Origin of the sequence: Xanthobacter sp. 126, from assembly GCF_000526175.1 — a bacterium.
GTDB classification, from domain to species: domain Bacteria; phylum Pseudomonadota; class Alphaproteobacteria; order Rhizobiales; family Xanthobacteraceae; genus Xanthobacter; species Xanthobacter aminoxidans.
The window spans coordinates 1,077,832-1,102,501 of sequence record NZ_JAFO01000001.1 but is presented as its reverse complement, the minus strand read 5'-3'; the positions used below and the strand labels follow the sequence as shown (position 1 = coordinate 1,102,501).

The window sequence follows — 24,670 nt, the reverse complement described above, 5'->3', positions numbered from 1 at the left end:
GGCCCGATCTCCATATGGTGTGCCCTGCCCGTGCTGCAAGGATCGGGGCGAGACCATGCGCCGAACGCTGGTTGATCCGGGCGTCTCCTCCGCATATTGCGGGGAAGGGGAAACGCCGGAGCCCGAACGGGCCGGCCCAAGGGTAAGCCGATGCAGCTCAAGGCGCTCCCGCCTCAGATCCTGATCCCGCTCATCGTCGCCTGCGCGCTCTTCATGGAGCAGGTGGATTCGACCGTCATCGCCACCTCCCTGCCCGCCATCGCCGCCGACCTCGGCGAGGACCCGGTGGCGCTGAAGCTGGCGCTAACATCCTACCTGCTCTCGCTGGCCGTCTTCATCCCGGCCAGCGGCTGGGCCGCCGACCGCTACGGCGCGCGCACGGTCTTCCGCTCCGCCATCGTCATCTTCACCATCGGCTCGATCCTGTGCGGGCTGTCGTCGTCGCTGGCGGACTTCGTGCTCTACCGGATCATCCAGGGCATGGGCGGAGCCATGATGGTGCCGGTGGGGCGGCTCGTCATCCTGCGCTCGGTGCCCAAGTCCGAGTTGGTCTCTTCCCTCGCCTGGCTCACCATTCCCGCCCTGCTGGGCCCGGTGTTCGGCCCACCGCTGGGCGGCTTTATCACCACCTATTTCGACTGGCGCCTCATCTTCTTCATCAATGTCCCGATCGGCGTGCTGGGAGTGTTCCTCGCCACCCGCTTCATCGAGAACGTGCGCGAGGAGGACGTGCCCCCGCTCGATCTCAAGGGCCTGATCCTGTCGGGCGTCGGTCTCGCCGGCCTCGTCTTCGGCTTCGCTGTGCTAGGGCAGGAGGTGCTGGTGCCGCAATGGGCGGCGCTCACCATCGGCGCCACGGGGGCGTTCTTCCTGTTTCTCTATGTCCGCCATGCGCGGGTCACACCACACGCCGTGCTGGATTTGAAGCTGCTGCGCCACGGCACCTTCCGCGCCGGCGTGGTGGGCGGCTCCCTGTTCCGCGTGGGCATCGGTGCCATGCCCTTCCTGCTGCCGCTGATGCTGCAGCTCTCATTCGGCCTTTCGCCCTTTGCCTCGGGCCTGCTCACCTTCACCGCCTCGGCCGGGGCGATGGCCATGAAGTTCACCGCCGCCAAACTGCTGCGGCGGATCGGCTACAAACGGGTTCTCCTCGCCAACGTGTTCCTGTGCAGTGGCTTCATCGCGATCAATGCCACCTTCACGCCGCTGACGCCACACTGGCTCATCGCGTCGCTGCTGCTGGTGGGAGGCTTCCTGCGCTCGCTGCAGTTCACCGCGCTGAACGCGCTGAGCTATGCCGATGTCGAACCGGACGAGATGAGCCGGGCCACATCGTTCGCCAGCGTGGCACAGCAGGTGTCGCTCTCCTTCGGCGTCGCCGTAGCGGGCCTTGTGCTGGAAACCATGCGGGCTTCGCGCGGCGAGGTGGCGGTGACGCAAAGCGACTTCTCCGCCGCCTTCCTCGTGGTGGCAGCGGTAAGCGCACTCAGCATCTTCTTCTTCATTCCCCTGCCGAAGGATGCGGGCGCCTCACTCACCGCCCGCAAGCCGGACCTGGACGACCCGCGCAGCGAAGTGCCGCCAGACTAACCCTCCGCCTCGTCGCTTTCTTCTGCCCCGGCATCGGCTTTTCCCCGGAAGCCGGTGGCGAGGACATAAAGTTCCGCAGAATCGGCGCGGCTGGCAGCGGGCTTGATGTGGCGCACCAGCGCGAAATCCCGCTTGAGGTTGGCGAGCAGCGTGCCCTCGGTTCCGCCCTGGATCACCTTGGCGAGGAAGGCGCCGCCGGGCGCGAGCACCTGCCGGGCGAAGTCCGCCGCCAGTTCCACGAGTCCGACGATCCGCAAATGGTCGGTTTTCTTGTGGCCCGTGGCGTTGGCCGCCATGTCGGACATCACGAAGTCCGCCTGCCCGCCCAGCATCTCCATCAGCCGTTGCGGAGCCTCGGGGGCAAGGAAGTCCATCTGGGCGAAGGCGACGCCGGGAATGGCGTCCATTTCCAGCAAGTCGATGGCGACGATCTTGCCCTGCCCCTGCTCCAGGCCGATCTTCTGCGCCGCCACCTGGCTCCAGCCGCCGGGCGCGGCGCCGAGATCGACGATGCGCATGCCCCGCTTCAGGAGCTTCACCTTCTCGTCTATCTCGATCAGCTTGAACGCGGCGCGCGAACGCCAGCCCTCGCGCTTGGCGCGGGCCACATAAGGGTCGTTCAGCTGGCGCTGAAGCCATTTCTGCTGGGACGTGGTGCGGCCGCGCGAGGTCTTGACGCGCACCTTCAACGGCCGGCCGTCCGGCCCGCGGGGTGGGGTGGTCACGCTGGGCGGCTTCCGTTCGGCGCGTTCGCATGGAATCCGTCAGCCGAGCGGCCGTTCCGCCACACGCCGTCCGCCCGCATCATCTGCACCAGCATCCCCTCCCTCAACCCGCGATCGGCCACCCGGAGCCGGTCGGCGGGAAAAATACGGCGCACCGCCTCCATGATGGCGCAGCCGGCGAGCACGAGATCCGCGCGCTGGGCGCCGATGCAGGGATTGGCGACCCGCTCCTCGAAGCTCATGGTCATCAGCCGCTCCACCACCTGCTCGATGTGGCTGGCGCCGAGCCAGGCCCCGTCGACACGGGCGCGGTCGTAGCGGTCAAGACCGAGATGGATGCCGGCGACCGTCGTCACCGTGCCCGAGGTGCCGAGAAGATGCAGCCGGGCGGGAGCGCGCACGCCCCAGCTCTGTCGCACGCCATCAAGCATGGCGCACACCTCGTTCACCATGGTGTGGAAGATGTCCGGCGACACCTTCACGCCACCATGGCGCTCCGACAGGGAGACGACGCCCACCGGCAGCGACACCCAGGAGCGGATGCGGGCGCGCGGCGGGCCGTCATCGCCGGCCGAGCGGCGGCCGAGCCAGACCACTTCCGTGGACCCCCCGCCGATGTCGAACAACACGGCCCCCTCGCAGGAGGGGTCCACCAGCGGCGCACAGCCGGTAGCAGCGAGACCCGCCTCGGTGCGGCGGTCCACCACCTCCAGCGTCAGCCCGGTGCGCGCTTCCACCTGGGAGCAGAAATCCTCGCCGTTGACGGCGGACCGGCAGGCTTCGGTCGCGACCATTCGGGCACGGGTAACGCCGCGCAGATCCATCTTGGTGGCGCAGATTTCAAGCGCACCCAGCGCCCGCGCCATGGCGCCGTCGCACAGCCGGCCGGAGGCGCCAAGCCCCTCGCCGAGGCGGACGATGCGCGAAAAGGCATCCACTACGCGGAAGCTGCGGGCCGTCGGGCGGGCGATCAGGAGGCGGCAATTGTTCGTGCCGAGGTCTATGGCGGCATAAATGCCGTGCGGGCTCGGCACCCGCGATTCGGTCCGCCGATCCTGAGACGGAGCGGCAGTGGCGCAAGGGCGGACGGCAGGAGGCTGGTCCTTCGGACCATCGCCCGTCCCCGCACGCAACGGAGAATCCGTTGCCTCGGCAACGTTTCCGCTACGGCAAGACTGCTCCGGACCCCCGGCGGGCCCGTGCGTCTCGTCCCTCATGTCCTGTCCCTCGCCGCAAGGCGGTCCCGTGCGCTCAGGCCAGCCGCGAAGGTCCGCGGCCGGCTGCGCCTTGCGGCCAGTGTAACAGCGCGACGCTGCTGCGCAATGCCGCGGCGTGCACTGTTCGTAATCAGGCGGGGGTGAAACTCACTCGGCGGCGGCGCGGCCCTTGAGATCGAGGGTCAGGCCGGCGGCGAGGGCGTCGGCGCGGAAGGCCTTCACGGCGTCCAGGGACAGCTCGGCGGCGGTGCGCGAACCCAGCGCCGGCAGCTTCTTCAGCACGTCGGCGGGGGCGGTGATGATGTGGCAGCCCATCTCGTCCGCCTCGATCACGTTCCACACCTCGCGGGTGGAAGCCCAGATGACCTCGACGTTCGGGGTGGCCCGAGACAGCTCGACGGCGCGGGAAATCGCCGGCCTGTAGTCGATGCCGAGGTCGGCCAGCCGGCCGGCGAAAACCGAGATGATGGAAGGGGCGCCGCCGGCAAGGGCCTTCACGCCCTCGTCCACCTGGGGCACGTCGAAGATGGCGGTGAGGTTCACCTTCACGCCGTCCTGAACGAGGTCGCGGACCAGCTCGTACAAGGTTTCGCCGCGGGTCGTGGAGACCGGGAGCTTCACATGCACATGCTCGCCCCAGGTGGCAATGACGCGGGCCTGGGCGCGGATTTCGGGGATGTCGTCGGAGAAGACCTCGAACGAGATATGCCGGTCCGGCACCGCCGCCACGAGATCACGGGCGTAGGATTCGTAATCGGTTACGCCGGCTTTGCGGAGCAGAGAGGGGTTGGTGGTGAAGCCGGCGATGTGGGGCTGCTTCGCCATTTCCACGATCTGCGCCTTGTCGGCGCCGTCGGTGAACAGCTTCACCTTCAGGTCGCTCAGCTTCACGGACATTCTTCGGCTCCCTTGACGATTTCGGCCATCCTATAGGCCGTTTGCGGCGAATTGGACACCGCCCGGAATCACAATTCGAACCGGGTGTCACCCGAGGTTGCCGGGAGGGGTATCGGTGACGTTAAGGGGGTGTTCACCATGAGTCGAATGCGCGGTGTCAGCCGGACCGGCGGCAACCTCCGGGAAAGAACCCCCGGGTCATCCTCGCGGTGACGGAAGGACGGGGACGCGCCCGGGTTGCGCACCTTGATACCGTCACACCTAAAGGGTCAGGGCATCGAGGGGCGGGCATGGTCTCGACGGACATGGTGGAGCGGATGGCGCGGGCGATGCACGCCTATTCGCAGCAGCGTTATCCGCTGCTGGAGCCGTGGGAAGAGCTGTCCCCCGAGCGGCGGGCCTACCAGCGCCAGCTTGCCGCCCATGCCCTCCAGGCCCTCACCCCCCACGACGTGATCGAGATCACCACCCGCGCCGCGCCGGCCATCGTCGCCGTGCCGGTGGAGCCCACCCCCTGGGCGCTGGCGGAGTTGCAGGAAGCGGCCATCTCCGACAACGGCACCGCCATGGATGCCCGGCGGCGCTACCGCTCCTTCCTGGCCACCGCTTCCCTGCCGCTGGCGACCCGCCATGCGGAGGGTGCGGTCTGAGGGGAGCGCGCGGCCTTTGCCGGCCGGAACGCGATCACCTGTACCATCATTGTCCCGTGGCTTGGCCGGGCGATCCATCGCTCCGCTTGTGCGATGGCCGACGACGGGAACCAGCCATACCGTGGATCGCGCGGACCAGCCGGGCGATGACGCAAGAAGAGAGACCTATTCCGCCGCCAGCGCCGGCCGGTCCAGCCCGCGACCGGAGCGGGTGAGGTAGCGGCGGCACTGCTGCTCGCGGTCGTAGCCGAGCAGGGTCCCCAGCATGAAGTCCTCTTCCGCCGTCAGCGCGTTGAGCGGCCGGGTGACGAACGCCCGCGCCACCGCGACGAAGGCGTCGCGGCCGAAGAAAAGGTTGGCCTTGGCCGGGCTCACCTGCTGCACGAAATGGTCGATGCCCGCCCGCTCCAGCCGCGCCAGAAGCGGCGGCAGCTCCCGCGTCGCCAGCGTCATCAGGAACAGCGGCCGCACGCCCCGCCCCAGCTCGTAGAGATGATGGTGAAACAGGCGCTGCATGGCGCCTGCCTCCTCCGGCACCGCAAGGCGCACCGGCGCGGGTGGCCAGCCGGCCTCCGCCTCGTGCGGCGGATCGCAGGCGGCCTCTAGAGAATGGTGCTGAGCCATGCGGTCACTCGCTTGTCGGTGAGACCGGACTGGGTGTCCTGGTCGAGGGCGAGGCCGACGAACTTGCCGTCGCGCTCGGCGGTGGAATTGAGATAGTCGTAGCCCTTGGTGTCGGTGAAACCGACCACCACCGCCTCCAGCGCCGTCACCTCGTCATAGAGGATGCCCATGGCGTCCACGAAGGAGCCGGGATAGCTCTCCTGGTCGCCGGTGCCGAACAGGGCCACCTTCTTGCCCTTCAGCCGGGCACCGCGGAGCTTGTCGATATGCTCCTCCCAGTCGGTCTGGAGCGTGCCGTCGCCATAGGTGGGCGAGCCGAGGATGAGCAGTTCGCAATTCTCGAAATCGGCCGGGCTCGCCGTCTTGATGTCCACCGCACGGCCCTGGCACTTCTTGGAAATCCGGGACGCAACGCCCTTGGTGGCTCCGCCGTCGGAGCCGAAGATCACGTTAACGATCATGTCCTCGTCTCTTTATGGAATGATTCAAAATCACGCCGCAGACTTCGCGAATGATGCGAGGCTCCGGCCACCTCTAAAACAGTCATCGACGATGCAAATGCATCGCATGAACATCATGGCATCAAGATTTTGATGAAGACAATGGGGGCCGAAGACATTGGAATGTCTCGATGGTGGGCTTTGACCATCGTCGTCTGAGGCCGACCGGGCATGACGAGCGGAGCGACGACGTCGAAGAGTGACGCACACCCCATCCGGCCTTCACCGCCGTCATGGCCGGGCTTGTCCCGGCCATCCACGTGGATCGACCGGGCATGGCGACGGTGGGAATGGCAGGGGCGTAGCCTTGTAAGCCGGGCGATGACAGCGGACAGGTTTGAGCGGGGTCTCTGCGCAAGCCCCTTAACCCAAGCAGCCTCACTCCCTCTCTCGCAACCCGACATGGCCCGGCCGGAACGACCCTCGCGGCGCCGTCCCGTCGGCCCGACATCGATACCCGGCACAAGGCCGGGCACGACGAGCGTGTGGAACGCGCGCGACGCCGTGTCCCCGCCCCCTCACCTCAGCATGAAGCCGATCGCCAGCGCGTTGGCGATGTCGATGAAGAAGGCGGAGACCAGCGGCAGGATGATGAAGGCGATGGGGGCCGGGCCGTGGGTGCGGGTCACGGCGGTCATGTTGGCGATGGCGGTGGGGGTGGCGCCGAGGCTGATGCCGGTGAAGCCCGCCGCCAGCACCGCCGCCTGATAGTCCCGGCCCATGGCGGGGAACACCACGAACAGGATGTAGGCCACCGCCACCAGCGTCTGCAGCCCCAGCACGGTCGCCAGCGCCGGGCCGAGGCCGCCCAGCGTCCAGAGCTGCATGCTCATCAGCGACATAGCGAGGAAGATCTTCAGCGACAGGTCCGAGACCAGCGCAAGCGCCGGGGTGCGGGCGGGCCACGGAAGGCGCGGCGCGAGCTTCGGCAGGACGTTGGTGATGACGATGGCCACCAGCATGCACACCACGAACATGGGCAGCTTGAGGCCGGTCTTCTCCACCACGCCTTCCAGCGCATAGCCGATGATGATGACGAGGTTGAGCGCGAGGATGGTGACGAGGATGTTCTTGTAGTTGACCGAACCGCCCTCGGGCTCGGCCGGGGTATCCGGCAGGCCCACCATGGGGGCGTCGTCGCCCGTGCCGCGCAGGTTGAAGCGGGCGATGAGCAGGCCCGCCACCGGGCCACCCACGAGGCTGGCGATGACGAGGCCGAGCGTGGCGCTGGCGATGCCGATTTCCAGCGCGTTGGGCAGGTCGAACCGCTGCGAGATCAGCGGCGCCCAGGCGATGGTGGTGCCATGGCCGCCCACCAGCGACACCGAACCCAGAAGCGGCCCCACGCCATGGGGCAGGCCGAGCACCGCCGCCCCGCCGACGGCGACGACGTTCTGCAGCACCAGATAAGTGACCGTCAGCAGCAGCAGGATCACCAGCGGCTTGCCGCCGGTGGAAAGGTCGGAGACGCGGGCATTGAGGCCGATGCCGGTGAAGAAATAGAGCAGCAGCAGATCGCGGGCATTGAGGTCGAAGCTCACCGCGAGGCCCACCACCTTGTAGGCGAAGAGCGTGGCGAGCGCGGCGAGGATGCCGCCGGTGACCGCCTCCGGGATGTTCCAGCGCTTGAGCGGGGCGATGATCTCGTTGAGGCCGGCGCCGAGGAAGTAGACGAGGATGGCGATGGTGAAGCTCAGCAGCCCCGAAACCTCGTACGTCGCTGGCATCTGGCTCCCCCTGCGCGGCCTTGCTCCGCCCCTCCTCTAGCCTATTCCGGTACGCGCCGAAACGCTTACGCGCCCAGCCGGCGCAGGGCTTTTCCGGCGAGCACGTCCTTCTCGATGTCCTCCAGCTCCACCTGCCGCGTCTCCGGCACATAAGCGAGGGAGATGAACAGCGAGGCGACGCACACCACGAGGAAGATGCCGATGGTGGCGGCAAGGCCGATGCCCTCCACCACCGAAAGGAAGCTCGCCGCCACAATGGCGTTGAACAGCCAGCTCGTCGCCGAGGCGGCGGCGATGCCCCGCTCGCGGATGGCCGAGGAGAACAGCTCGGACATGAGCACATAGGGCAGCGGGCCGAGGCTCAGGGCGAAGGCGACGATGTAGGCGCACAGGCCCGCGAGCGCCACATAGGGCCAGTCTGCCAGCGCCGCGCCGATCACCACGGCGAGGCTCACCGCCATGGCCGCCGAGCCGGCGATCAGCAGCGGGCGGCGGCCGAGACGGTCCACCAGCATCATGGCCGCCATGGTCGCCAGCACGTTGACGAGGCCGAGGCCGAAGGTGGCGGCGAGCGCCGCGACGCCGGCCGGGAAGCCGAGTTCGGTGAAGATGTGCGGGGCGTAATAGAGGATGCCGTCGATGCCGGAGAAGTTCTGCAGCACGAACAGCACGCTGCACAGGATGAGCACCGCCCTGGTGCTGCCCCGGCCCAGCACGGCGCGCCAGTTGCCGGCCGGCACGCCCTCGCCCTCGCCCATGGATATCTCGCCGGCAAGGCCCAGCCGCCGCGCGGCCGCCGCGCCCTCCGCCATCCGTCCGCGGGAGAGGAGCCAGCGCGGGCTTTCCGGCAGCAGCAGAACGGCGCCCGCGCAGGCCGCCGCGATGAGCACGCCGCCGCCCAGCATCTGGTCCCACCTGGCATGGCCGGTGAGCGCGAGGGGCACCGCATAGCCGAGCAGGATGCCGATGGTGACGGCGAGCTGGAACAGGGAGACCACCGCGCCGCGATGGCGGGCCGGCGTCACCTCCGCCGCATACATGGGGACCACCATGGAGGAGAGGCCGACCCCGAGGCCGATGAGGATGCGCGCCGCCACCAGCATCCCCACGCCCGGCGCCATCGCCTGCCCGAGCGGCACCAGCGCGTAGCCGGCGAAGGCCAGGGTCGCGGCGAGCAGGCAGGAGGGGCGCCGGCCGATGCGCTGGGAGATGGGGGCGGCCAGCACCGCGCCGACGAAGCAGCCGGCCAGCAGCGAGGTCACCATCATCTCGGTGGCGCGGGTGGAGAGGGCGAACGCCTCGGAAATGGTCCCGACCACGCCGGCGATGGAGGCCGTGCTGAAGCCGAACAGCATGCCGTTGAGGAGGACGAGGCCCGCCGTGAGGAACAAGGTTGCCATGTGATCCGACGGGTATGGGGGTAGAGCGCGGATAACGTGCGCGAGATGGAGAGGCCTGCGGGACTTGTAAGCGCGACCTACAGTAGAGCATAAGTACAAAAAATCGAGCGGCGATAGGCCCGGCATCTCGCCGGAGCTGCCGTCAGGGAGGGTACCCCGTGACCGTTTCCGCGGCGACACACGAACACGCCAACCGCTTGGCCATCGAGGGCGGCGAACCGGTCCGCACCGCGCCCCTGCCGTGGGAGCTGCCCGGCGCCCACTGGATCGGCGAGGAAGAGCTGGAACTGGTCTCGCGCGTGGTGCGTGCCCGCAGCCCCTTCCGCTTCTACGGCCCGGACCTCCAGCACATGGTGGACACGCTGGAGAAGGAATGGTGCGCCGCCTTCGGCCACAAGCACGCGCTGGGCGTCTCCTCCGGCACCGCCGCGCTGACCATCGCCATGTCGGCCCTCGACATCGGGCCCGGCGACGAAGTGCTGGTGCCCGGCTATCTCTGGGTGAGCTGCGTGGCCGCCGTGGTGCGCGCCGGCGCCATCCCGAAGCTCGTGGACGTGGACGACTGCTTCACCCTCGATCCGGCGGACGTGGCGCGCAAGATCGGCCCCAACACCCGCGCGGCGCTGATGGTGCACATGAGCGGCGCGCCCGGCCGCGTCGCCGACGTCGCCCGCATCTGCCGCGAGCGGGGCATCGCCCTGATCGAGGATTGCGCCCAGACCGCCGGCTCCAGCCAGAACGGCAAGGCCGTGGGCACCTTCGGCGACATCGGTATCTTCTCGTTCCAGCTCAACAAGAACATGACCTCGGGCGACGGCGGCATGGTGGTGACGGAGCGGGACGACCTGTTCCGCCGCATCGTCGCGCTGCACGATCTCGGCTATCCCCGCAACGAGAAGGGCCGGCTCGACACCTCCGACGAGAGCTGCCAGCTCTGGGGCGTCGGCGCCCGCATGTCCGAGCTGACGGGCGCCATGTGCCTCGCCCAGATGCGCAAGCTGCCGCAGATCACCGGGGCCATGCGCGCGTCCAAGTGGCGGATCCGCAATGCGATCTCCGACATCCCCGGCCTCGGCTTCCGCACCGTGCCCGACCCCTCCGGCGACACCGGCCCGTTCCTGCTGATGACGCTGAAGGACGAGGCCACCGCCCGCCGCTTCGTCGACGCCCTGCGCGCGGAAGGCATCGCCGGTCCGGCCGGCTCGCTCGCCTGCCTCGCCATGCGCGAGTGGGGGATGCACTGGTATTCCAACATCCCGAGCCTCGTGCACAAGCGCTCGGACAGCCGCGACGGCTTCCCCTGGACCCACCCGTCCAACGCCTTCGGCGAGAGCTACAGCTACGCCGCTGGCGCCCTGCCCCATTGCGACAACCTGCACGCCCGCGGCGCGCTGCTCACCATCGCTTCGACCCTGACCACCAAGGATGAGGACGACATCATCGCCGCCGTCCGCAAGGTGGCGCGCGTGGTGCTGGCCTGAGGCCCGCACCCATCGAGCTTCAGCAAGACAAGAGGTCGCGCCGCCGGGCTGTCCGGCGAGCGGACAAGCGCGAAGGGAAGCGCCCATGATCTACCTGATCGCCGCCATCGCCGGCCTCGCCGGGGCGCTGTTCGGCTTCGACGAGGGCGTCATCGCCGGGGCGCTGGCACCGCTCCGCCGCGACCTCGGCATCGATCCCGTGGCCGAGGGCATGATGACGGCGGCGGTGCCGTTCGGCGCCTTCATCGGCGCCATCATCGGCGGCCGCCTCGCCGCTGCCGCCGGGCGCCGCAAGCTGCTGTTGTGGTCCGCCATCCTGTTCATCGGCGGTGCGCTCTTGAGCGCGCTGGCCGGCGGGCTCATCACCCTCACCCTCGCGCGCCTCGTCATCGGCCTCGCGGTGGGCGTCGCCGCCATGATGGCCCCGCTCTACATCTCCGAGAGCGCGCCGGCCAAGGAGCGCGGCATGCTGGTCTCCATCTACCAGCTCGCCATCACGCTCGGCATCCTCGGCGCCTATGTGGTGGGCTACGCCTTCGACGAGAACTGGCGCTGGATGTTCGCCATGGGCGCGGTGCCGGCGGTGATGCTGTTCGGCGGCATCTTCGCTTTGTCCGACACGCCCCGCTGGCTCGCCATGCGCGGCCGCAGCGCCGAGGCGAAGGCGGCGCTTGCCCGCATGCGCGAGCGGCCGGAGAGCGACCCCGCGGTCGCCGCCGAATATGAGGAGATCCGCGCCGCCGCGGCCGCCGACGAGGGCCGCAAGGCCACCTTCGCGGACCTGCTCTCGCCCCGCGTGCGCCCGGCGCTCATCGTCGCCATGGGCCTGTTCCTGTTGCAGCAGCTCTCCGGCATCAACGCGGTGATCTATTACGCGCCCACCGTGTTCGAGCTGTCGGGCTTCAGCTCCACCACCACCCAGATCCTCGCCACCGCCGGCATCGGCGTGGTCAACGTGCTGATGACGGTGGTGGGCATGATGCTCATCGACCGGCTCGGCCGCCGCCTGCTGCTGCTCATCGGCTTCACCGGCACCGCCGTGTCGCTCGGTGCCATCGCCATCGCGGCGGCCACCGGCAGCCCGTCTTTGGGCGTGCTCGCCCTCGCCGGCCTCGTGCTCTACATCGCCTCCTTCGCCATCGCCATCGGCCCGCTGCCGTGGGTGATGATGTCCGAGGTTTTCCCGCTGGATTGCCGGGCGCTGGGCATGAGCATCGCCTCGCTGGTGAACTGGGGCTTCAACTTCATCGTGGTGTTCAGCTTCCCGGTGCTGGTGGCCGAGTTTGGCCTTGCCGGCGTGTTCGGCCTCTATGCCGTGGTGTGCGTCGCCGGCCTCGCCTTCACCCAGTGGCTGGTGCCCGAGACCAACGGCGTGAGCCTGGAAGAGATCGAGCGCCACCTCAGAAGCGGCCGGCCCCTGCGCGAGCTCGGCCGCCTGCACGCGGCCTGAGGAGACCCCATGAGCGAGACCTCTCCCGACGCCCCCCTCGATTTCGAGGCGCTCGTCGTCGCCCTCCTGCCGCTCGGCCCCTACCACGCGGCACTGGAGCCGATGGTGGCGGACCTTGCCCGTATCGCGGTGCTGAACACCCAGCTCAACGCCGCCTTCCGGCGCATCGCCGAACGCTCCGGCTTCCCCGAAGGCGCGGTGCATCGCGAGCACCTCGCCGAGGATGCGGAAGCGGTGGGCACCTTCTTCGAATATGTGCATTTCGCCTCGCCCAGCTTCCTGGGCTCGGTGGGGGAATGGCCGCTGGTCGGCGAGCGGCCGCTGGCCGAGAAGGCTTCGGGAGGCGCGCGTGGCTGAGGCAACCCATTGCGACGTGATCGTCGTCGGCACCGGGGCCGGCGGCGGCATGCTGGCCTACGAGCTGGCGAAGGCGGGCCTCAACGTGGTCTCGCTGGAGCAGGGCGGGCGCCTCGCCGACGACCATTTCAAGCGCGTGGACCCGCCGGGCACCCAGCTCGATTTCGGCATCCGCGCCAACACGGTGTGGCCGGCCGAGCCGCATGACAGCCTGTTCGTCCATCCCTTGTTCGAGAAGGGCGGGGACGGCTCCACCGGCTGGCCGGACAATAACTTCCACCACTACCAGATCCTCGCCGTCAACGGCCTCCAGAACCTGTGGAACGGCGTGAGCGTGCGCTTCTCCGCCCGCGACTTCCGGGACTGGCCGATCTCCTATTCCGACCTCGCGCCCCATTACGAGGCGGTGGAGCGGCGCATCGTCGTCTGCGGCACCGAGGAGCATCTGGAGGAGTTGCCGGACGGCATCTATGTGCCGCCCAAGCCCCTGCGCCCCGCCGACATGATGATCGTCGATGCGGTCAACGCGATGGACGAGCCCTATTCGCACGCCATCCCCAACCGCAAGGCCATCGACACCCGGCCGGACAGCCCCAACGCCTGCGTCTCCACCGGCATCTGCACCTCCGGATGCCCCACCGGCGCGGTCTATAAGTTCACCGCCCGGCTGCTGCCCGAGATCGAGAACCTGCCCAATTACGAGCTGCGCCAGGGCGCCAAGGTGGTGCGGCTGCTGCGCGAGCCGGGCACGAAGCGGGTGATGGGCGTCGAATATCGCGACATGGCCACCGGCGAGGCGCGCGTGCTCACCGCCGATGCCGTGGTGCTCGCGGCGGGCGCCATCGAGAGCCCGCGCATCCTGTTCAACTCCGCCGACGAAGCCGCGCCCGAGGGCATGGGCAACGCCGCCGGCCAGCTCGGCCTGCGGCTGCAGGACAATCCCAAGGCCGTGCTCTCCACCTCGCTGTGGAAGCTGTGGGGCAAGGGCCGCGACTTCGACATCGGCTATGGCGACCTGCTCATCCTCATGTCGCGCGGCTGGCTGCCGGACGGGGAGGAATTCCCCTTCATCGGCCACGCCATCCACGGCGTGCCTGATATCCCGCACTATCTCGCCGGCATGAAGCGCTTCCCGCCCTTCATGAAGGAGCGGCTCGCCCGCTTCATGTTCCATTCCTACGTGACGCTCGGCCTGTTCTGCGCCGGCGAGCCCACCCCCGCCAATAGGGTGCGGCCGGGCACGACCCGCGACCGCTTCGGCGTGCGCCATGTGGCGGTGGACTTCTCCGCCACCCCGCGCGCGGAAGCCATGATGGAGGCCATGAACGGCTGGGGCCGCCAGGTGCTGCGCCATGCCGGGGCGACCTCCATCTATCCCTCGCGAGACAATACCGGCACCGGCATCCACTATGCCGGCACCACCGCCACCACCGCCGATCCGGACAAGGGCGTGGTGGATGCGGACCTGAAGCTGCACGACCTCGACAACGTCTATGTCTGCGACGGCGGCGTGGTGCCCGTGCTGCCCGACAAGCACCTCACCCTCACCATCATGGCGCTGGCCCACCGCCTCGCCGGCCATCTGGTGGAGAAGGCGCGCACCGGCGCGGAGGTTCAGGGCGAGCGCGCGCTGGCCTGAAGTTTAAGCTGGCACGCTCAGACGCCGCGCGGGCTTGGGCCGAGGCAGGCGCGCTCCGACGCCGCGCGGGCTTGGGCCGCGCGGGCTCACCCCTCCGGCACGGCTCCGGCCATGATGGCGCCGGCGAAGCCGTTGATGCGGCCGAAGGCGGCGCGGGAGAGGTCTCCCGCCCGCAGCACCGCCTCGTGGCATTCGCCGGGGTCCTGGTTGATATGCGCCACCAGCGCCGCCGCCAGCTCGCTCTGGCCGATGGCGAGCGTGCGCAGGCCGAGCAGCAGATTGTCGAGATCGGCCCGCGTGAGGGAGATGCGCAGCGGCGCGTCCTCGGGCAGCCCTGTCCAGCGCGCAATGGCCTGAGGCGCGATCTGCGCCGCCTCGCTGTCTTCGGTCATGAAAATCCCCGGCTGAAATGATCGGCCGGCCCGAAAAGGGCCGCTTCCGTCAGTCTACACTCTCCGCCTGCGGTGCCGAAACCGCGTCGCCCGCGTTGATGGGCATCAATGTCCCGCCGGCACCGGACCAATATTAAAATACCGCAGGGCAGCCGCGCACGCGGCTCGACGGAAAGGCAGGAACGCCATGACGGATATGCTCTCCCCCGCCGCCTATGTGGAACGCCAGCGCCCCGGCCGCTCGAAGATGAAGGCCGCCGTCTTCGTCGAGAAGAACCGCATCGTGCTGGATGAAAAGCCCATCCCCGATGTCGGCCCGCTCGACGCGCTCATCCGCATCACCACCACCACCATCTGCGGCACCGACGTGCACATCCTCAAGGGTGAGTATCCGGTGCAGAAGGGCCTCACCATCGGCCACGAGCCGGTGGGCATCATCGAGAAGCTCGGCTCGGCGGTGGAGGGCTTCGAGGAAGGCCAGCGCGTCATCGCCGGTGCCATCACGCCCTCCGGCTATTCCAACGCCTGCCTGTGTGGCCAGTGCTCGCAGGACGGCCCGCGCACGAAGCACGGCTTCAAGGCCATGGGCGGCTGGCGCTTCGGCAACACCATCGACGGCGCGCAGGCGGAATATCTCGTCGTGCCCGACGCCATGACCAATTTGTCCCCGGTGCCGGAGGCGCTCTCCGACGAACAGGTCCTGATGTGCCCGGACATCATGTCCACCGGCTTCGCCGGCGCCGAAAGCGGCAAGGTGAAGATCGGCGACACGGTGGCCGTGTTCGCTCAGGGTCCCATCGGCCTGTGCGCGACGGCCGGCGCCAAGCTCATGGGCGCGACGCGCATCATTGCGGTGGATCGCGTCGCCGCGCGGCTGGAAATGTCCCGCGCCATGGGCGCCGACCTCGTGGTGGACTTCTCCAAGGTCGATCCGGTGGAGGAAATCCTCCGCCTCACCGACGGGCGGGGCGTGGACGTGGCCATCGAGGCGCTCGGTCGGCAGGAGACGTTCGAGGCGGCGCTCCGGGTGCTTCGCCCCGGCGGCACGCTCTCCTCCCTCGGCGTCTATTCGGGCGACCTGAAGATCCCGCTCGATGCCTTCTCGGCGGGCCTCGGCGACAACGCCATCGTCACCTCGCTCTGCCCCGGCGGCAAGGAGCGCATGCGCCGGCTGATGGACGTGGTCGCATCCGGCCGCGTGGACGCCCGCGCCCTCGTCACCCACCGCTTCAAGCTGGACGAGATCGAGGCCGCCTACGACCTCTTCGCCAACCAGCGCGACGGCGTTCTGAAGGTGGCCATCACGCCCTGAGGGAGCAGGCAGGCTTTACCCTTCTCCCCTCGCGGGAGAAGGTGGCGCGCGGCAAAGCCGCGTGACGGATGAGGGGGCTGTGGACGCGGCCGCCAAGCCCTCACCCCTCACCCCCGGCCCCTCTCCCGCAAGGGGAGAAGGGCGTGCAGTGCGAGGCGACCATGGCACCTGCGCAACCGCCCCAAAAGAGCGCCGGCGACCATGTGGTCGCCGATCAGGGCGCCGTCTTCGCCCTCCTCGCCGATCCAGCCACCCACGGCCTTTCGGACGCGGTGACGCGCATCGACACCCACGGCGCCGCCGTCTTCCTCGCCGGGCCGTTCGCCTACAAAGTGAAGCGCGCGGTCTTCTTCCCCTTCATGGATTTCTCCACGCTGGAGAAGCGCCGCGCCGCCTGTGCCGCCGAGGTGGAGATATCGGGCGCGGGGGCACCCGGCCTCTATCTCGGCGTGGTGCCCATCGTGCGCACCGCGGATGGCCTCGCGCTGGGCGGCGAGGGCGAGGTGGTGGACTATGCGGTGAAGATGCGCCGCTTCGACACCGATCTCACCCTCGACAGGATCGCCGAACGCGGCGAGCTCACGCCCGACCTGGTCAAGGCCGTCGCGGCCATGGTGGTGAGCGCCCACGCCGCCGCGCCCGAGCGTCGGGGCTTCGACACCGCGGCCGCGCTTTCCACCTATCTCGAAGACAACATCACCGAATTCTCCGCCCGGCCGGACCTGTTCCCGGCGGAAGACGTGGCGCGGCTCGCCGAAGTCTCCCGCGCGGCGCTGGCGCGGGTGCGCCCGCTGCTGGCGGCCCGCACCGGGGCGGGCTTCGTCCGCCGCTGCCATGGCGACATGCACCTGCGCAACATCGTGCTCCTCGACGGCAAGCCGGTGCTGTTCGACGCCATCGAGTTCAACGACGAGATCGCCACCTGCGATGTCCTCTACGACCTCGCTTTCCTCCTCATGGATCTCTGGCAGCGCGGGCTGCGGAAGGAGGCCAACGCCATCTTCAACCGCTACCTCTGGGCGAGCGATGACGCGCAGCTCGACGGGCTCGCGGCGCTGCCGCTCTTCCTCAGCCTGCGCGCCGGCATAAGGGCGAAGGTAGAGGCGGCGGGGCTGGCGCATCTGGAGGGGGAACAGCGGGCACAGGCGGAGGCGCGGGTCGCCCATTTCTTCCGGCAGACCATCGACCTCCTCGGCACCACACAGCCCGGACCGGTCCGGTTCGGTGATGGAACTGTGGAGACGGCCGCCCCCTCCGGGCCCACCCTCTGGGCGGTGGGCGGGCTATCCGGCAGCGGCAAGAGCACATGGGCGGCGAAGATGGCCCCCTGCCTCGGAGCGCGGGCGCCCGGTGCGGTCGTGCTGCGCTCGGATATCGAGCGCAAGCGCCTCTTCAAGGTGGCGGAAACGGAAAAGCTTCCCGCTGAAGCCTATGCGGCCGAGGTGAGCCCGCGCGTCTATGAGCGGCTGCGGACACTGGCGCGGCGCGTCCTCTCCAGCGGCTATACGGTGATCGTGGATGCGGTGCATGCACGCCCCGATGAGCGCGACGCCATCGAAAAGGTCGCGACGCAGGCAGGACTGCCGTTCGCCGGCATCTGGCTCGATGCGCCGGCGGAGGAATTGGTGCGGCGGGTGACCGCCCGCACCGGCGATGCGTCAGACGCCGACGCCGCCGTGGTGCACCATCAGCTGGCCTATGATCTCGGCCCCATCCATTGGGCGAGAGCCGAGCGCCCCGTCAGCACTTCCCCTGCGGCTCCGGCTTCGGATTGACGCCGGAGACCGTATCCGGCTGACGGGTGGGCGATGCCGGAGTGCCCGCATGGGGCGTGAGGCCGGTATAGGAGCCACCGCTCCAGGCAGTGGAGCCTTCGCTGCCGGGCTTGGTGCCGGAATCCGGGCCATGCGCCGGGGGCGTCGCGGCGGTGTGCGGCGGTTCCTCGCAGGCGCCGGTTTGCGTCGCGGGTGCGGCCGTCTGCGCGGCGGCCGGCGCGGGCGCGCCCGAGGCCAGCAGGAACATGATGCCGCCCACGATCGCGGTTGCGCAGATGCGCGCCGCATTGGGCGAGGGCAGCACGACGGGAGACGGGCGCCGGGGCGCCGTCGAATAAAAGTTCAAGGCGTCGGTGAAGGGCATGTCCGTTCTCCTTTCGTCGGGAGAACGACCTGCCACGCCGCATGGTTCCTTGATTCCTGCGCCGGCGTCCCGCCAGCGCCCCCGCTTGTCGCCTCAGCCGGCGATGCGCACCCGCCCCGGCCCGGCCTCCACGCGGCCGATGCGTACCGCCGCCGGATAGCCCGCCGCGCGGATGTCGGCCAGCAGACGGTCGGCCTCCTCGGGCGCGCAGGCCACCAGCAGCCCACCGGATGTCTGGGGATCGGTGAAGAGGTGGCGCTGCCAGTCTGGCGTGCCTTCGGGCAGATCCACCTCGGCGCCGTAGCTCGCCCAGTTGCGGTGCGAGGCGCCGGTGACGAAGCCTTCCCGCACCAGCTTTTCCGCGTCCGAAAGCCAGGGCAGCGCGGCGCGTTCGATGACCAGCGTCGCGCCCGAGCCGCGCGCCATCTCCAGCCCGTGGCCGAGAATGCCGAAGCCGGTCACGTCGGTGATGGCGCTCACCGCCACTTCCTTGCCCAGCGCCGCGCCCACGCGGTTCAGCCTGGTCACGGAGGCGATCATCTCGTCATAGGCGGCGGGGGAGAGCGCATCCTTCTTGAAGGCGGCGGAATAGACGCCGACGCCGAGCGCCTTGGTGAGGATCAGCGCATCCCCCGCGCGCGCCGTGGAATTGCGGCGCAGCCGCGCCTTGGGCGCCCGGCCGATGACGGCGAGGCCATAGACCGGCTCCGGGCAGTCGATGGAATGGCCGCCTGCCACCGGAATGCCCGCCTCGGCGCAGATGGCCTGCCCGCCGGCGAGGATGGCGCGCACGGTCGCGGTGTCGATCTTGCCCAGCGGCATGCCGAGGATGGCAAGGGCCATCAGCGGCTCGCCACCCATGGCGTAGACGTCCGAGATGGCATTGGTCGCGGCGATGCGGCCGAAATGGTCGGGGTCGTCCACCATGGGCATGAAGAAATCCGTGGTGGCGATGATGGCGGTCTCGCCGTCGAGATCGTAGGCGGCCGCGTCGTCCCCCGTCTCGGTACCCACGAGCAGCCGCTCGAACGGCCCGCCGCTCGCCTGCCCCGCCAGCAGCTCCTGCAGCACGGACGGCGCGAGCTTGCAGCCGCAGCCGCCGCCATGGGCGAGGCTGGTGAGGCGGACGGGCGGGTTGGGCACATCGAGCATGGCGCGGGTTCCATGAGGGGAGCAGCCGCGCGGCCGATCACGCCGCGCAGGGATATGTTTGGAAAGAATGTCCTCGCCGGGCGACGCTGAGCGCCACCACGGCGAGGATCACGCCCTGACCGGCGTCTGGATCACACCGCGATTTCAGCGGCGCGAATGGTATATTTGAAATTGTCCGGATCGAGGCAGTCGATGAGGCTGCCGGCGCTGACCGCCTGCGGATACATCAGGAAGCCGAGGTGCGGCCCGTCGAAGCCGGGCAGCACCACGTCGTGCGCCGTGTTGTAGGCGAACCAGTTGCCCTCCCACGCGCCGAACAGCGCCTTGCGCGCGGCGACCACCTTGGGGTCGTCGAGGGCGAGCTTGCCCGGGGGCTCCTCCAGCACCACCTTGCGCACGTCGGCGGGGTCCATGGGGGTCCAGCCGAACTCGGAGAGGAACACCTCGGCCCGGCAGTGCTGCGCCTTGGTGACGATCTCGGAATTGGCGCCGAGGCTCTTGTAGCCGAAGCGCGAGGGCACCACGCGCAGGCCGTAGACATCGCGCGCCGCAATGCCCTGCGCACGCACGAGGCCGACGAACAAGGCGTTGAGGTCGGCGCACTTGCCGCCGAGATCGCCGCTCTTCAGCAGCGCCGCGATATCGCCGATGCCGCAGCCGCGGGTGGCGGCATTGCGATAGGTGTTCTCGACGATCCACTCGAAGATGGCGTGGACCTTCTCCAGCTCGGACGCCTTGCCGGCGACGATCTTGTCGGAGGTCGCCTTCACGATGCCGTCCGTGGGGATGAGGTCCGTGGCGGCGGTGTTGCGGCGGCGCTCCTCGGCGGTGAGCGGGGCGGGCTTGCCGGGCTTGGTCAGGTCCACGGCGAAATCGCGGCTGGTGGCGCGGCTGACCAGCTCCACCTTGGGCGCGGGCTCGCCCTCGGCCCAGGCGAGGTGCAGCATGTCAGCACCGGAGCGGGCGTCGCGCACCATCTTTGCGGTCTTGGCGTTGGTGGTCCAGGTGTTCTCGCCGGGCTTGAACCAGTCCGGATTGCTGAAGGAGGCCACCGGCAGCCAGGCCTGCACCGTGCCGGCCGGCTTCAGGATCTCGACCGTGGTGGTGATCTGGAAGCTGCGCCAGTTGCCCACGGTAGGCGCAAACACGCGCGCCGCGGGGGCCGTCTGCGCGGCCGCCTGCGCAAAGGCGGCGCGGGGCAGCAGCGCGGCGGCACCGGCGGAGACGCCAGCAAGGGCGCCGGCTTTCAGAAAGTCGCGACGGGTGGTCATCGGGTCTGTTCTCCCTGGGCTTCTTTTGATTGGTTTTTTTGCGGGGGCGGCGCCGCGACGCGGATCGCGGCGCGGGTTTCAGGATCGGCCCAGTCCACCTCACCCTCGCGGGCGAGAACGAGACGGCCGGAGATCACCACGAAGCTCGCCGGCAGCAGGCTGACGCCCCACCCCCGCGCCGCCGCGCGGTTCTGGTCGATGAGGACAGGACCGGGCGCGGCGCCAGCCGTCCCTTCGGCGAAGAAGCGGCGGATGCGGTCGGCGGGCTCGGCCACATCCACCAGCAGCACCCGGACGCCGCTTGAGCGGGCGAAATCGGCGAGGGCCGGAAGCTCGGTGCGGCAGGGCGCGCACCAGGTGGCGAAGAAATGGACGATGGTCGGAGGATCGCCCGCGGTAAGAGCCACCGGCGCGCCATCGAGGGCGCCGAGCGAGAGCGCGGGGGCGAGCGGATGGCCTTCGACGGCCGCGAGGAGGCCCGGCGCAGCGCGCTCTTCCTCCGCCGTGGCGGCGGGCGCGGCGAGGACAGGTCCAGCCGCGAGCAGGAGGGCGAGCGCCAACGCGCCCGTCACGTCGCGCACAGGCAAAGACCCGACCGCCCCTAGACGCGCGGATACGCTCCCGCGGCCCCGCCAGCGACGCTGCCGCCCGGGATATGTTGTATCCGACTGGATAGAGTGTGCGCCCCGACCCGCGGGAGCCAAACCGACCTTCACGCGGGCACTCTGCGTCAGGGTTGCAAGCGCGGTCAACGCTCCTTTCCGTGATGTCGGCCATGCTTCGGCAGCGCACAATCAGGCCGCGCCGCAAAACTGCATTCCCTTGCGTCACTAGAGGCAACCGGCAACCGCCGGCGTGCCGCATCGCAACATGCGACAGGAAGGCGATTTTCGTTCAAACACGCGGAGTTGCGCCGACCCAAATTGACATCATTCCAGTTCCAAAATACCGTCCGATCACGCTGGGTGATCCAGCTCCCGGAGCGGCCCCGTGGCCGTCCGAAACCGTCCCCGGTCGGGGCACGCAAGGTCGGAGGCTTCCTTCGATGAACATGGAGCTCTCGCGGCGCCAGTTTTTGAAAACGGCGGGCGCGGGCGTGGCGGGAACGACGCTGGGCGCGTTGGGATTCGGTCCCATCGAGGAGGCCCTGGCCTCCACCATCAAGCCATTCCGCCTCGTCAACACCACCGAGGTGCGCAACACCTGCACCTACTGCTCGGTGGCCTGCGGCATCCTCATCTTCTCCAAGGGCAATCTTGCCAAGGGCGAGAAGGCGGACATCACCCATATCGAGGGTGACACCGACCACCCCACCAATCGCGGCACGCTCTGCCCGAAGGGCGCGGCCCTGCTCGACATCGTGAAGTCCGAGCAGCGCCTCAAGCAGCCCATGATCCGGCGCGCGGGCTCCGACAAGTTCGAGAAGATTTCCTGGGGCGAGGCGCTCGACAAGATCGCCAAGGCCATGAAGGCGGACCGCGACGCCAACTTCATCGCCAAGAACCAGGACGGCGTGACGGTGAACCGCTGGCTCACCACCGGCTTCCTCGCCGCCTCCGCCACCACCAACGAAACCGCGTTCGCCACCTACAAGGTGGTGCGCTCGACCGGAATTCTGGCTTTCGACAATCAGGCGCGCGTCTGACACGGCCCCACGGTGTCCAGTTTGGGCCCAACTTTTGGCCGTGGCGCGATGACCAATTCGTGGACCGATATCAAGAACACGGATCTGGTCGTCATCATGGGCGGCAATGCCGCTGAAGCGCACCCGTGCGGATTCAAGTGGGTCACGGAGGCGAAGGCCACCCGTGGCGCCAAGCTCGTTGTCGTGGACCCGCGCTTCACGCGCTCGGCCGCGGTGGCGGACTATTACGCCCCCATCCGGCAAGGCACCGACATCGCCTTCCTTCTGGGCGTCATCAACTACTGCATCCAGAACGACAAGATTCAGTGGGACTATGTGAAGGCGTTCACCAACGTTGGCTACATCGTCAAGGAAGGCTTCGGGTACCAGGACGGCCTGTTCACGGGCTATGACGAGATGAAGCGGGACTACAACCGCTCCACCTGGGACTACGAGATCGGCCCGGACGGCTATGCGGTCGTGGACGACACGCTCCAGCATCCCCGCTGCGTCTGGAACCTTCTGAAGCAGCACGTCTCCATCTACACGCCGGAACTGGTCGAACGCATCACTGGCACGCCCAAGGACAAGTTCCTGAAGGTGGCGTCCATGATGGCGGAGTGTTCGTCGCCCACCAAGACGATGACCTCCATGTACGCGCTCGGCTGGACCCAGCATTCCAAGGGCTCGCAGAACATCCGCTGCATGGCGATGCTTCAGCTTCTCTTGGGCAATATCGGCGTGCGCGGCGGCGGCATGAACGCCCTGCGCGGGCATTCCAACATCCAGGGCCTCACAGACATCGGCCTGATGTCCAACCTGATCCCGGGCTATCTCACGATCCCGACGGAGAAGGAGCCGGACTTCAACGCCTACATGTCGACGCGCGGCTTCAAGCCGTTGCGTCCCAACCAGATGAGCTACTGGCAGAACTACAAGAAGTTCTTCGTCTCTTTCCAGAAGGCCATGTGGGGTCAGTCGGCGACGGCGGACAACAACTGGGCCTACGACTACCTGCCGAAGCTCGACGTGCCGTCTTACGACATCCTGCGCGCGTTCGAGCTGATGAAGCAGGGGAAGATGAACATCTACTTCTGCCAGGGCTTCAACCCGCTGCAGGCCTTCCCCAATAAGGCCAAGCTCGCGGAGGCGCTCGGCAAGCTAAAGCTCCTCGTGATCATGGATCCGCTGGAGACCGAGACCGCGCGCTTCTGGGAGAATCACGGCGTCTACAACCAGGCCGATCCGTCGAAGATCCAGACGGAAGTCATCCAGCTGCCCACCACCTGCTTCGCCGAGGACAACGGCTCGCTGGTGAATTCGGGCCGCTGGCTGCAATGGCACTGGGCCGCCGGCACCCCTCCGGGCGAGGCGAAAACGGACATCTACATCATGGCGCAGATCCATCTGCGCCTGAAGGAGATGTATAAGAAGGACGGCGGCGCGTTCCCCGATCCGATCGTCAACCTCACCTGGAACTACAAGGACCCGCACGAGCCCTCGCCGGACGAGCTTGCCAAGGAGCTCAACGGCTACGTGGTCTCGGACGTGCTCGACCCCAACGACCCCACCAAGAAGGTCCTTGAGGCGGGCAAGCAGGTCCCGACATTCGGCGTGCTGCGCGACGACGGCACCACCGCGGCGGGCTGCTGGATCTATTCCGGCTGCTACACCGAGGCGGGCAACATGATGGCGCGCCGGGACAATTCCGATCCCGACGACACCGGCGCGTATCTGAAGTGGTCGTTCGCCTGGCCGGCGAACCGCCGCATCATCTACAACCGCGCGTCGTGCAACATCGACGGCAAGCCGTGGGACGACACCCGCAAGCTGATCTGGTGGGACGGGGCCAAGTGGACGGGCTACGACGTGCCCGACATCGCCCCCACCGCCAAGCCGCAGGATGTCGGCCCGTTCATCATGAACCCGGAAGGCGTCTCCCGCCTGTTCACCCGGGGCATGATGCGGGACGGACCGTTCCCGGTGCATTACGAGCCGTTCGAGAGCCCGGTCGCCAACCTGATCGCCCCCAAGGTGCGGGGCAACCCGGTGGCGCGCGTGTTCAAGGACGACTTCGCCCAGTTCGCGGACGTGGCGTCGAAGGAGTTCCCCTATGCGGCGACCTCCTACCGGCTCACCGAGCACTTCCATTACTGGACGAAGAACAACCACGTGAATTCGGTGCTCCAGCCCGAGTTCTTCGTGGAAATCTCCGAGCAACTGGCGAAGGAGAAGTCGATCCAGAACGCTGGCTGGGTCCGCGTGTGGTCGAAGCGGGGCTCGGTCTTCGCCAAGGCCTACGTGACCAAGCGCATCCGTCCGCTGATGGTGGACGGCAAGCCCGTGCACATCGTCGGCATCCCCATCCACTGGGGCTTCGTCGGTGCCGCCAAGAAGGGCTTCCCGGCCAACGTGCTGACCCCCTTCGTGGGTGACGCGAACATCGAGACGCCGGAGTTCAAGGCGTTCCTGGTCAACATCGAGCCCTCCACCGGGCCGGTGGCGTAAGGAAAAGGAGAACCA

General features: G+C 68.5%; 21 protein-coding genes. 9 read left to right on the top strand and 12 right to left on the bottom strand.

What is annotated here, in order from left to right:
- Positions 1-150: 150 nt before the first annotated feature.
- Positions 151-1,590 carry a DHA2 family efflux MFS transporter permease subunit gene (locus tag XAN126_RS0105225; RefSeq protein ID WP_024277547.1) on the top strand — a complete coding sequence of 480 codons (1,440 nt, stop codon included), beginning with the start codon at positions 151-153 and terminating at the stop codon, positions 1,588-1,590.
- On the opposite strand, the gene XAN126_RS0105220 is transcribed toward XAN126_RS0105225, so the two are convergent.
- The 3 genes from XAN126_RS0105220 to XAN126_RS0105210 form a co-directional block, all read right to left on the bottom strand.
- Positions 1,587-2,315 carry an RlmE family RNA methyltransferase gene (locus tag XAN126_RS0105220; RefSeq protein ID WP_024277546.1) on the bottom strand — a complete coding sequence of 243 codons (729 nt, stop codon included), beginning with the start codon at positions 2,313-2,315 and terminating at the stop codon, positions 1,587-1,589. The genes XAN126_RS0105225 and XAN126_RS0105220 overlap by 4 nt on opposite strands.
- Entirely contained in the window at positions 2,312-3,532 is a 1,221-nt protein-coding gene (locus tag XAN126_RS0105215) for a Ppx/GppA phosphatase family protein (RefSeq protein ID WP_081762530.1), read from the bottom strand. Before XAN126_RS0105215 ends, XAN126_RS0105220 begins: the two co-directional genes overlap by 4 nt.
- A 147-nt stretch (positions 3,533-3,679) precedes the next feature.
- Entirely contained in the window at positions 3,680-4,429 is a 750-nt protein-coding gene (locus XAN126_RS0105210) for a transaldolase family protein (RefSeq protein WP_024277544.1), read from the bottom strand.
- 290 nt (positions 4,430-4,719) lie between these two features.
- On the opposite strand from XAN126_RS0105210, the gene XAN126_RS0105205 reads away from it, so the two are divergent.
- A complete protein-coding gene (locus XAN126_RS0105205; protein ID WP_024277543.1) occupies positions 4,720-5,079 on the top strand; it encodes a hypothetical protein in 360 nt (119 codons plus the stop codon).
- Between the two features lie 165 nt (positions 5,080-5,244).
- On the opposite strand, the gene XAN126_RS0105200 is transcribed toward XAN126_RS0105205, so the two are convergent.
- The 4 genes from XAN126_RS0105200 to XAN126_RS0105185 form a co-directional block, all read right to left on the bottom strand.
- A complete protein-coding gene (locus XAN126_RS0105200; protein ID WP_197024006.1) occupies positions 5,245-5,703 on the bottom strand; it encodes a DUF2023 family protein in 459 nt (152 codons plus the stop codon).
- Positions 5,682-6,164: a flavodoxin FldA gene (gene fldA, locus XAN126_RS0105195; RefSeq protein ID WP_024277541.1), complete on the bottom strand. Its 483-nt coding sequence runs from the start codon at positions 6,162-6,164 to the stop codon at positions 5,682-5,684. The genes XAN126_RS0105200 and fldA overlap by 22 nt, the downstream gene beginning before the upstream one ends.
- Before the next feature lie 557 nt (positions 6,165-6,721).
- Complete coding sequence (gltS, locus tag XAN126_RS0105190; RefSeq protein WP_024277540.1) at positions 6,722-7,930, bottom strand: sodium/glutamate symporter; 1,209 nt, start codon at positions 7,928-7,930, stop codon at positions 6,722-6,724.
- A 65-nt stretch (positions 7,931-7,995) separates the two neighbouring features.
- Complete coding sequence (locus tag XAN126_RS0105185) at positions 7,996-9,330, bottom strand: sugar porter family MFS transporter (protein WP_024277539.1); 1,335 nt, start codon at positions 9,328-9,330, stop codon at positions 7,996-7,998.
- Between the two features lie 158 nt (positions 9,331-9,488).
- Here XAN126_RS0105185 and XAN126_RS0105180 point away from each other — a divergent pair, with 158 nt between their 5' ends.
- From XAN126_RS0105180 to XAN126_RS0105165, 4 genes are read left to right on the top strand one after another with little or no spacing between them, the layout of a single operon-like run.
- Positions 9,489-10,811 (top strand): aminotransferase class V-fold PLP-dependent enzyme, encoded by a 1,323-nt coding sequence (locus tag XAN126_RS0105180; RefSeq protein WP_029557157.1) that lies wholly within the window; start codon positions 9,489-9,491, stop codon positions 10,809-10,811.
- A complete protein-coding gene (locus XAN126_RS0105175; RefSeq protein ID WP_081762529.1) occupies positions 10,756-12,261 on the top strand; it encodes a sugar porter family MFS transporter in 1,506 nt (501 codons plus the stop codon). The genes XAN126_RS0105180 and XAN126_RS0105175 overlap by 56 nt, the downstream gene beginning before the upstream one ends.
- A gap of 9 nt (positions 12,262-12,270) precedes the next feature.
- Entirely contained in the window at positions 12,271-12,618 is a 348-nt protein-coding gene (locus tag XAN126_RS0105170) for a hypothetical protein (RefSeq protein WP_024277536.1), read from the top strand.
- On the top strand, positions 12,611-14,257 hold the full coding sequence (locus tag XAN126_RS0105165; RefSeq protein WP_024277535.1) for a GMC family oxidoreductase: 1,647 nt from the start codon (positions 12,611-12,613) through the stop codon (positions 14,255-14,257). The genes XAN126_RS0105170 and XAN126_RS0105165 overlap by 8 nt, the downstream gene beginning before the upstream one ends.
- A gap of 86 nt (positions 14,258-14,343) precedes the next feature.
- On the opposite strand, the gene XAN126_RS0105160 is transcribed toward XAN126_RS0105165, so the two are convergent.
- On the bottom strand, positions 14,344-14,649 hold the full coding sequence (locus XAN126_RS0105160) for a hypothetical protein (RefSeq protein WP_024277534.1): 306 nt from the start codon (positions 14,647-14,649) through the stop codon (positions 14,344-14,346).
- A gap of 196 nt (positions 14,650-14,845) precedes the next feature.
- On the opposite strand from XAN126_RS0105160, the gene XAN126_RS0105155 reads away from it, so the two are divergent.
- Together XAN126_RS0105155 and XAN126_RS0105150 are read left to right on the top strand one after the other, a co-directional pair.
- Positions 14,846-15,961, top strand: a complete 1,116-nt coding sequence (locus XAN126_RS0105155; RefSeq protein ID WP_038225670.1) for an NAD(P)-dependent alcohol dehydrogenase — start codon at positions 14,846-14,848, stop codon at positions 15,959-15,961.
- A gap of 161 nt (positions 15,962-16,122) precedes the next feature.
- On the top strand, positions 16,123-17,736 hold the full coding sequence (locus tag XAN126_RS0105150) for a bifunctional aminoglycoside phosphotransferase/ATP-binding protein (protein WP_038225668.1): 1,614 nt from the start codon (positions 16,123-16,125) through the stop codon (positions 17,734-17,736).
- On the opposite strand, the gene XAN126_RS0105145 is transcribed toward XAN126_RS0105150, so the two are convergent.
- The 4 genes from XAN126_RS0105145 to XAN126_RS0105130 form a co-directional block, all read right to left on the bottom strand.
- Positions 17,702-18,100 (bottom strand): hypothetical protein, encoded by a 399-nt coding sequence (locus XAN126_RS0105145; RefSeq protein WP_024277531.1) that lies wholly within the window; start codon positions 18,098-18,100, stop codon positions 17,702-17,704. The two genes, XAN126_RS0105150 and XAN126_RS0105145, sit on opposite strands and share 35 nt — an antisense overlap.
- A 93-nt stretch (positions 18,101-18,193) precedes the next feature.
- Positions 18,194-19,252, bottom strand: a complete 1,059-nt coding sequence (gene selD / locus XAN126_RS0105140) for a selenide, water dikinase SelD (RefSeq protein WP_024277530.1) — start codon at positions 19,250-19,252, stop codon at positions 18,194-18,196.
- A 131-nt stretch (positions 19,253-19,383) separates the two neighbouring features.
- Positions 19,384-20,523 carry a transglutaminase-like domain-containing protein gene (locus tag XAN126_RS0105135; RefSeq protein WP_024277529.1) on the bottom strand — a complete coding sequence of 380 codons (1,140 nt, stop codon included), beginning with the start codon at positions 20,521-20,523 and terminating at the stop codon, positions 19,384-19,386.
- Complete coding sequence (locus XAN126_RS0105130; RefSeq protein ID WP_197024005.1) at positions 20,520-21,104, bottom strand: TlpA disulfide reductase family protein; 585 nt, start codon at positions 21,102-21,104, stop codon at positions 20,520-20,522. The genes XAN126_RS0105135 and XAN126_RS0105130 overlap by 4 nt, the downstream gene beginning before the upstream one ends.
- 464 nt (positions 21,105-21,568) lie before the next feature.
- Here XAN126_RS0105130 and fdnG point away from each other — a divergent pair, with 464 nt between their 5' ends.
- Entirely contained in the window at positions 21,569-24,655 is a 3,087-nt protein-coding gene (gene fdnG / locus XAN126_RS0105120; protein WP_081762527.1) for a formate dehydrogenase-N subunit alpha, read from the top strand.
- Positions 24,656-24,670 lie beyond the last annotated feature (15 nt).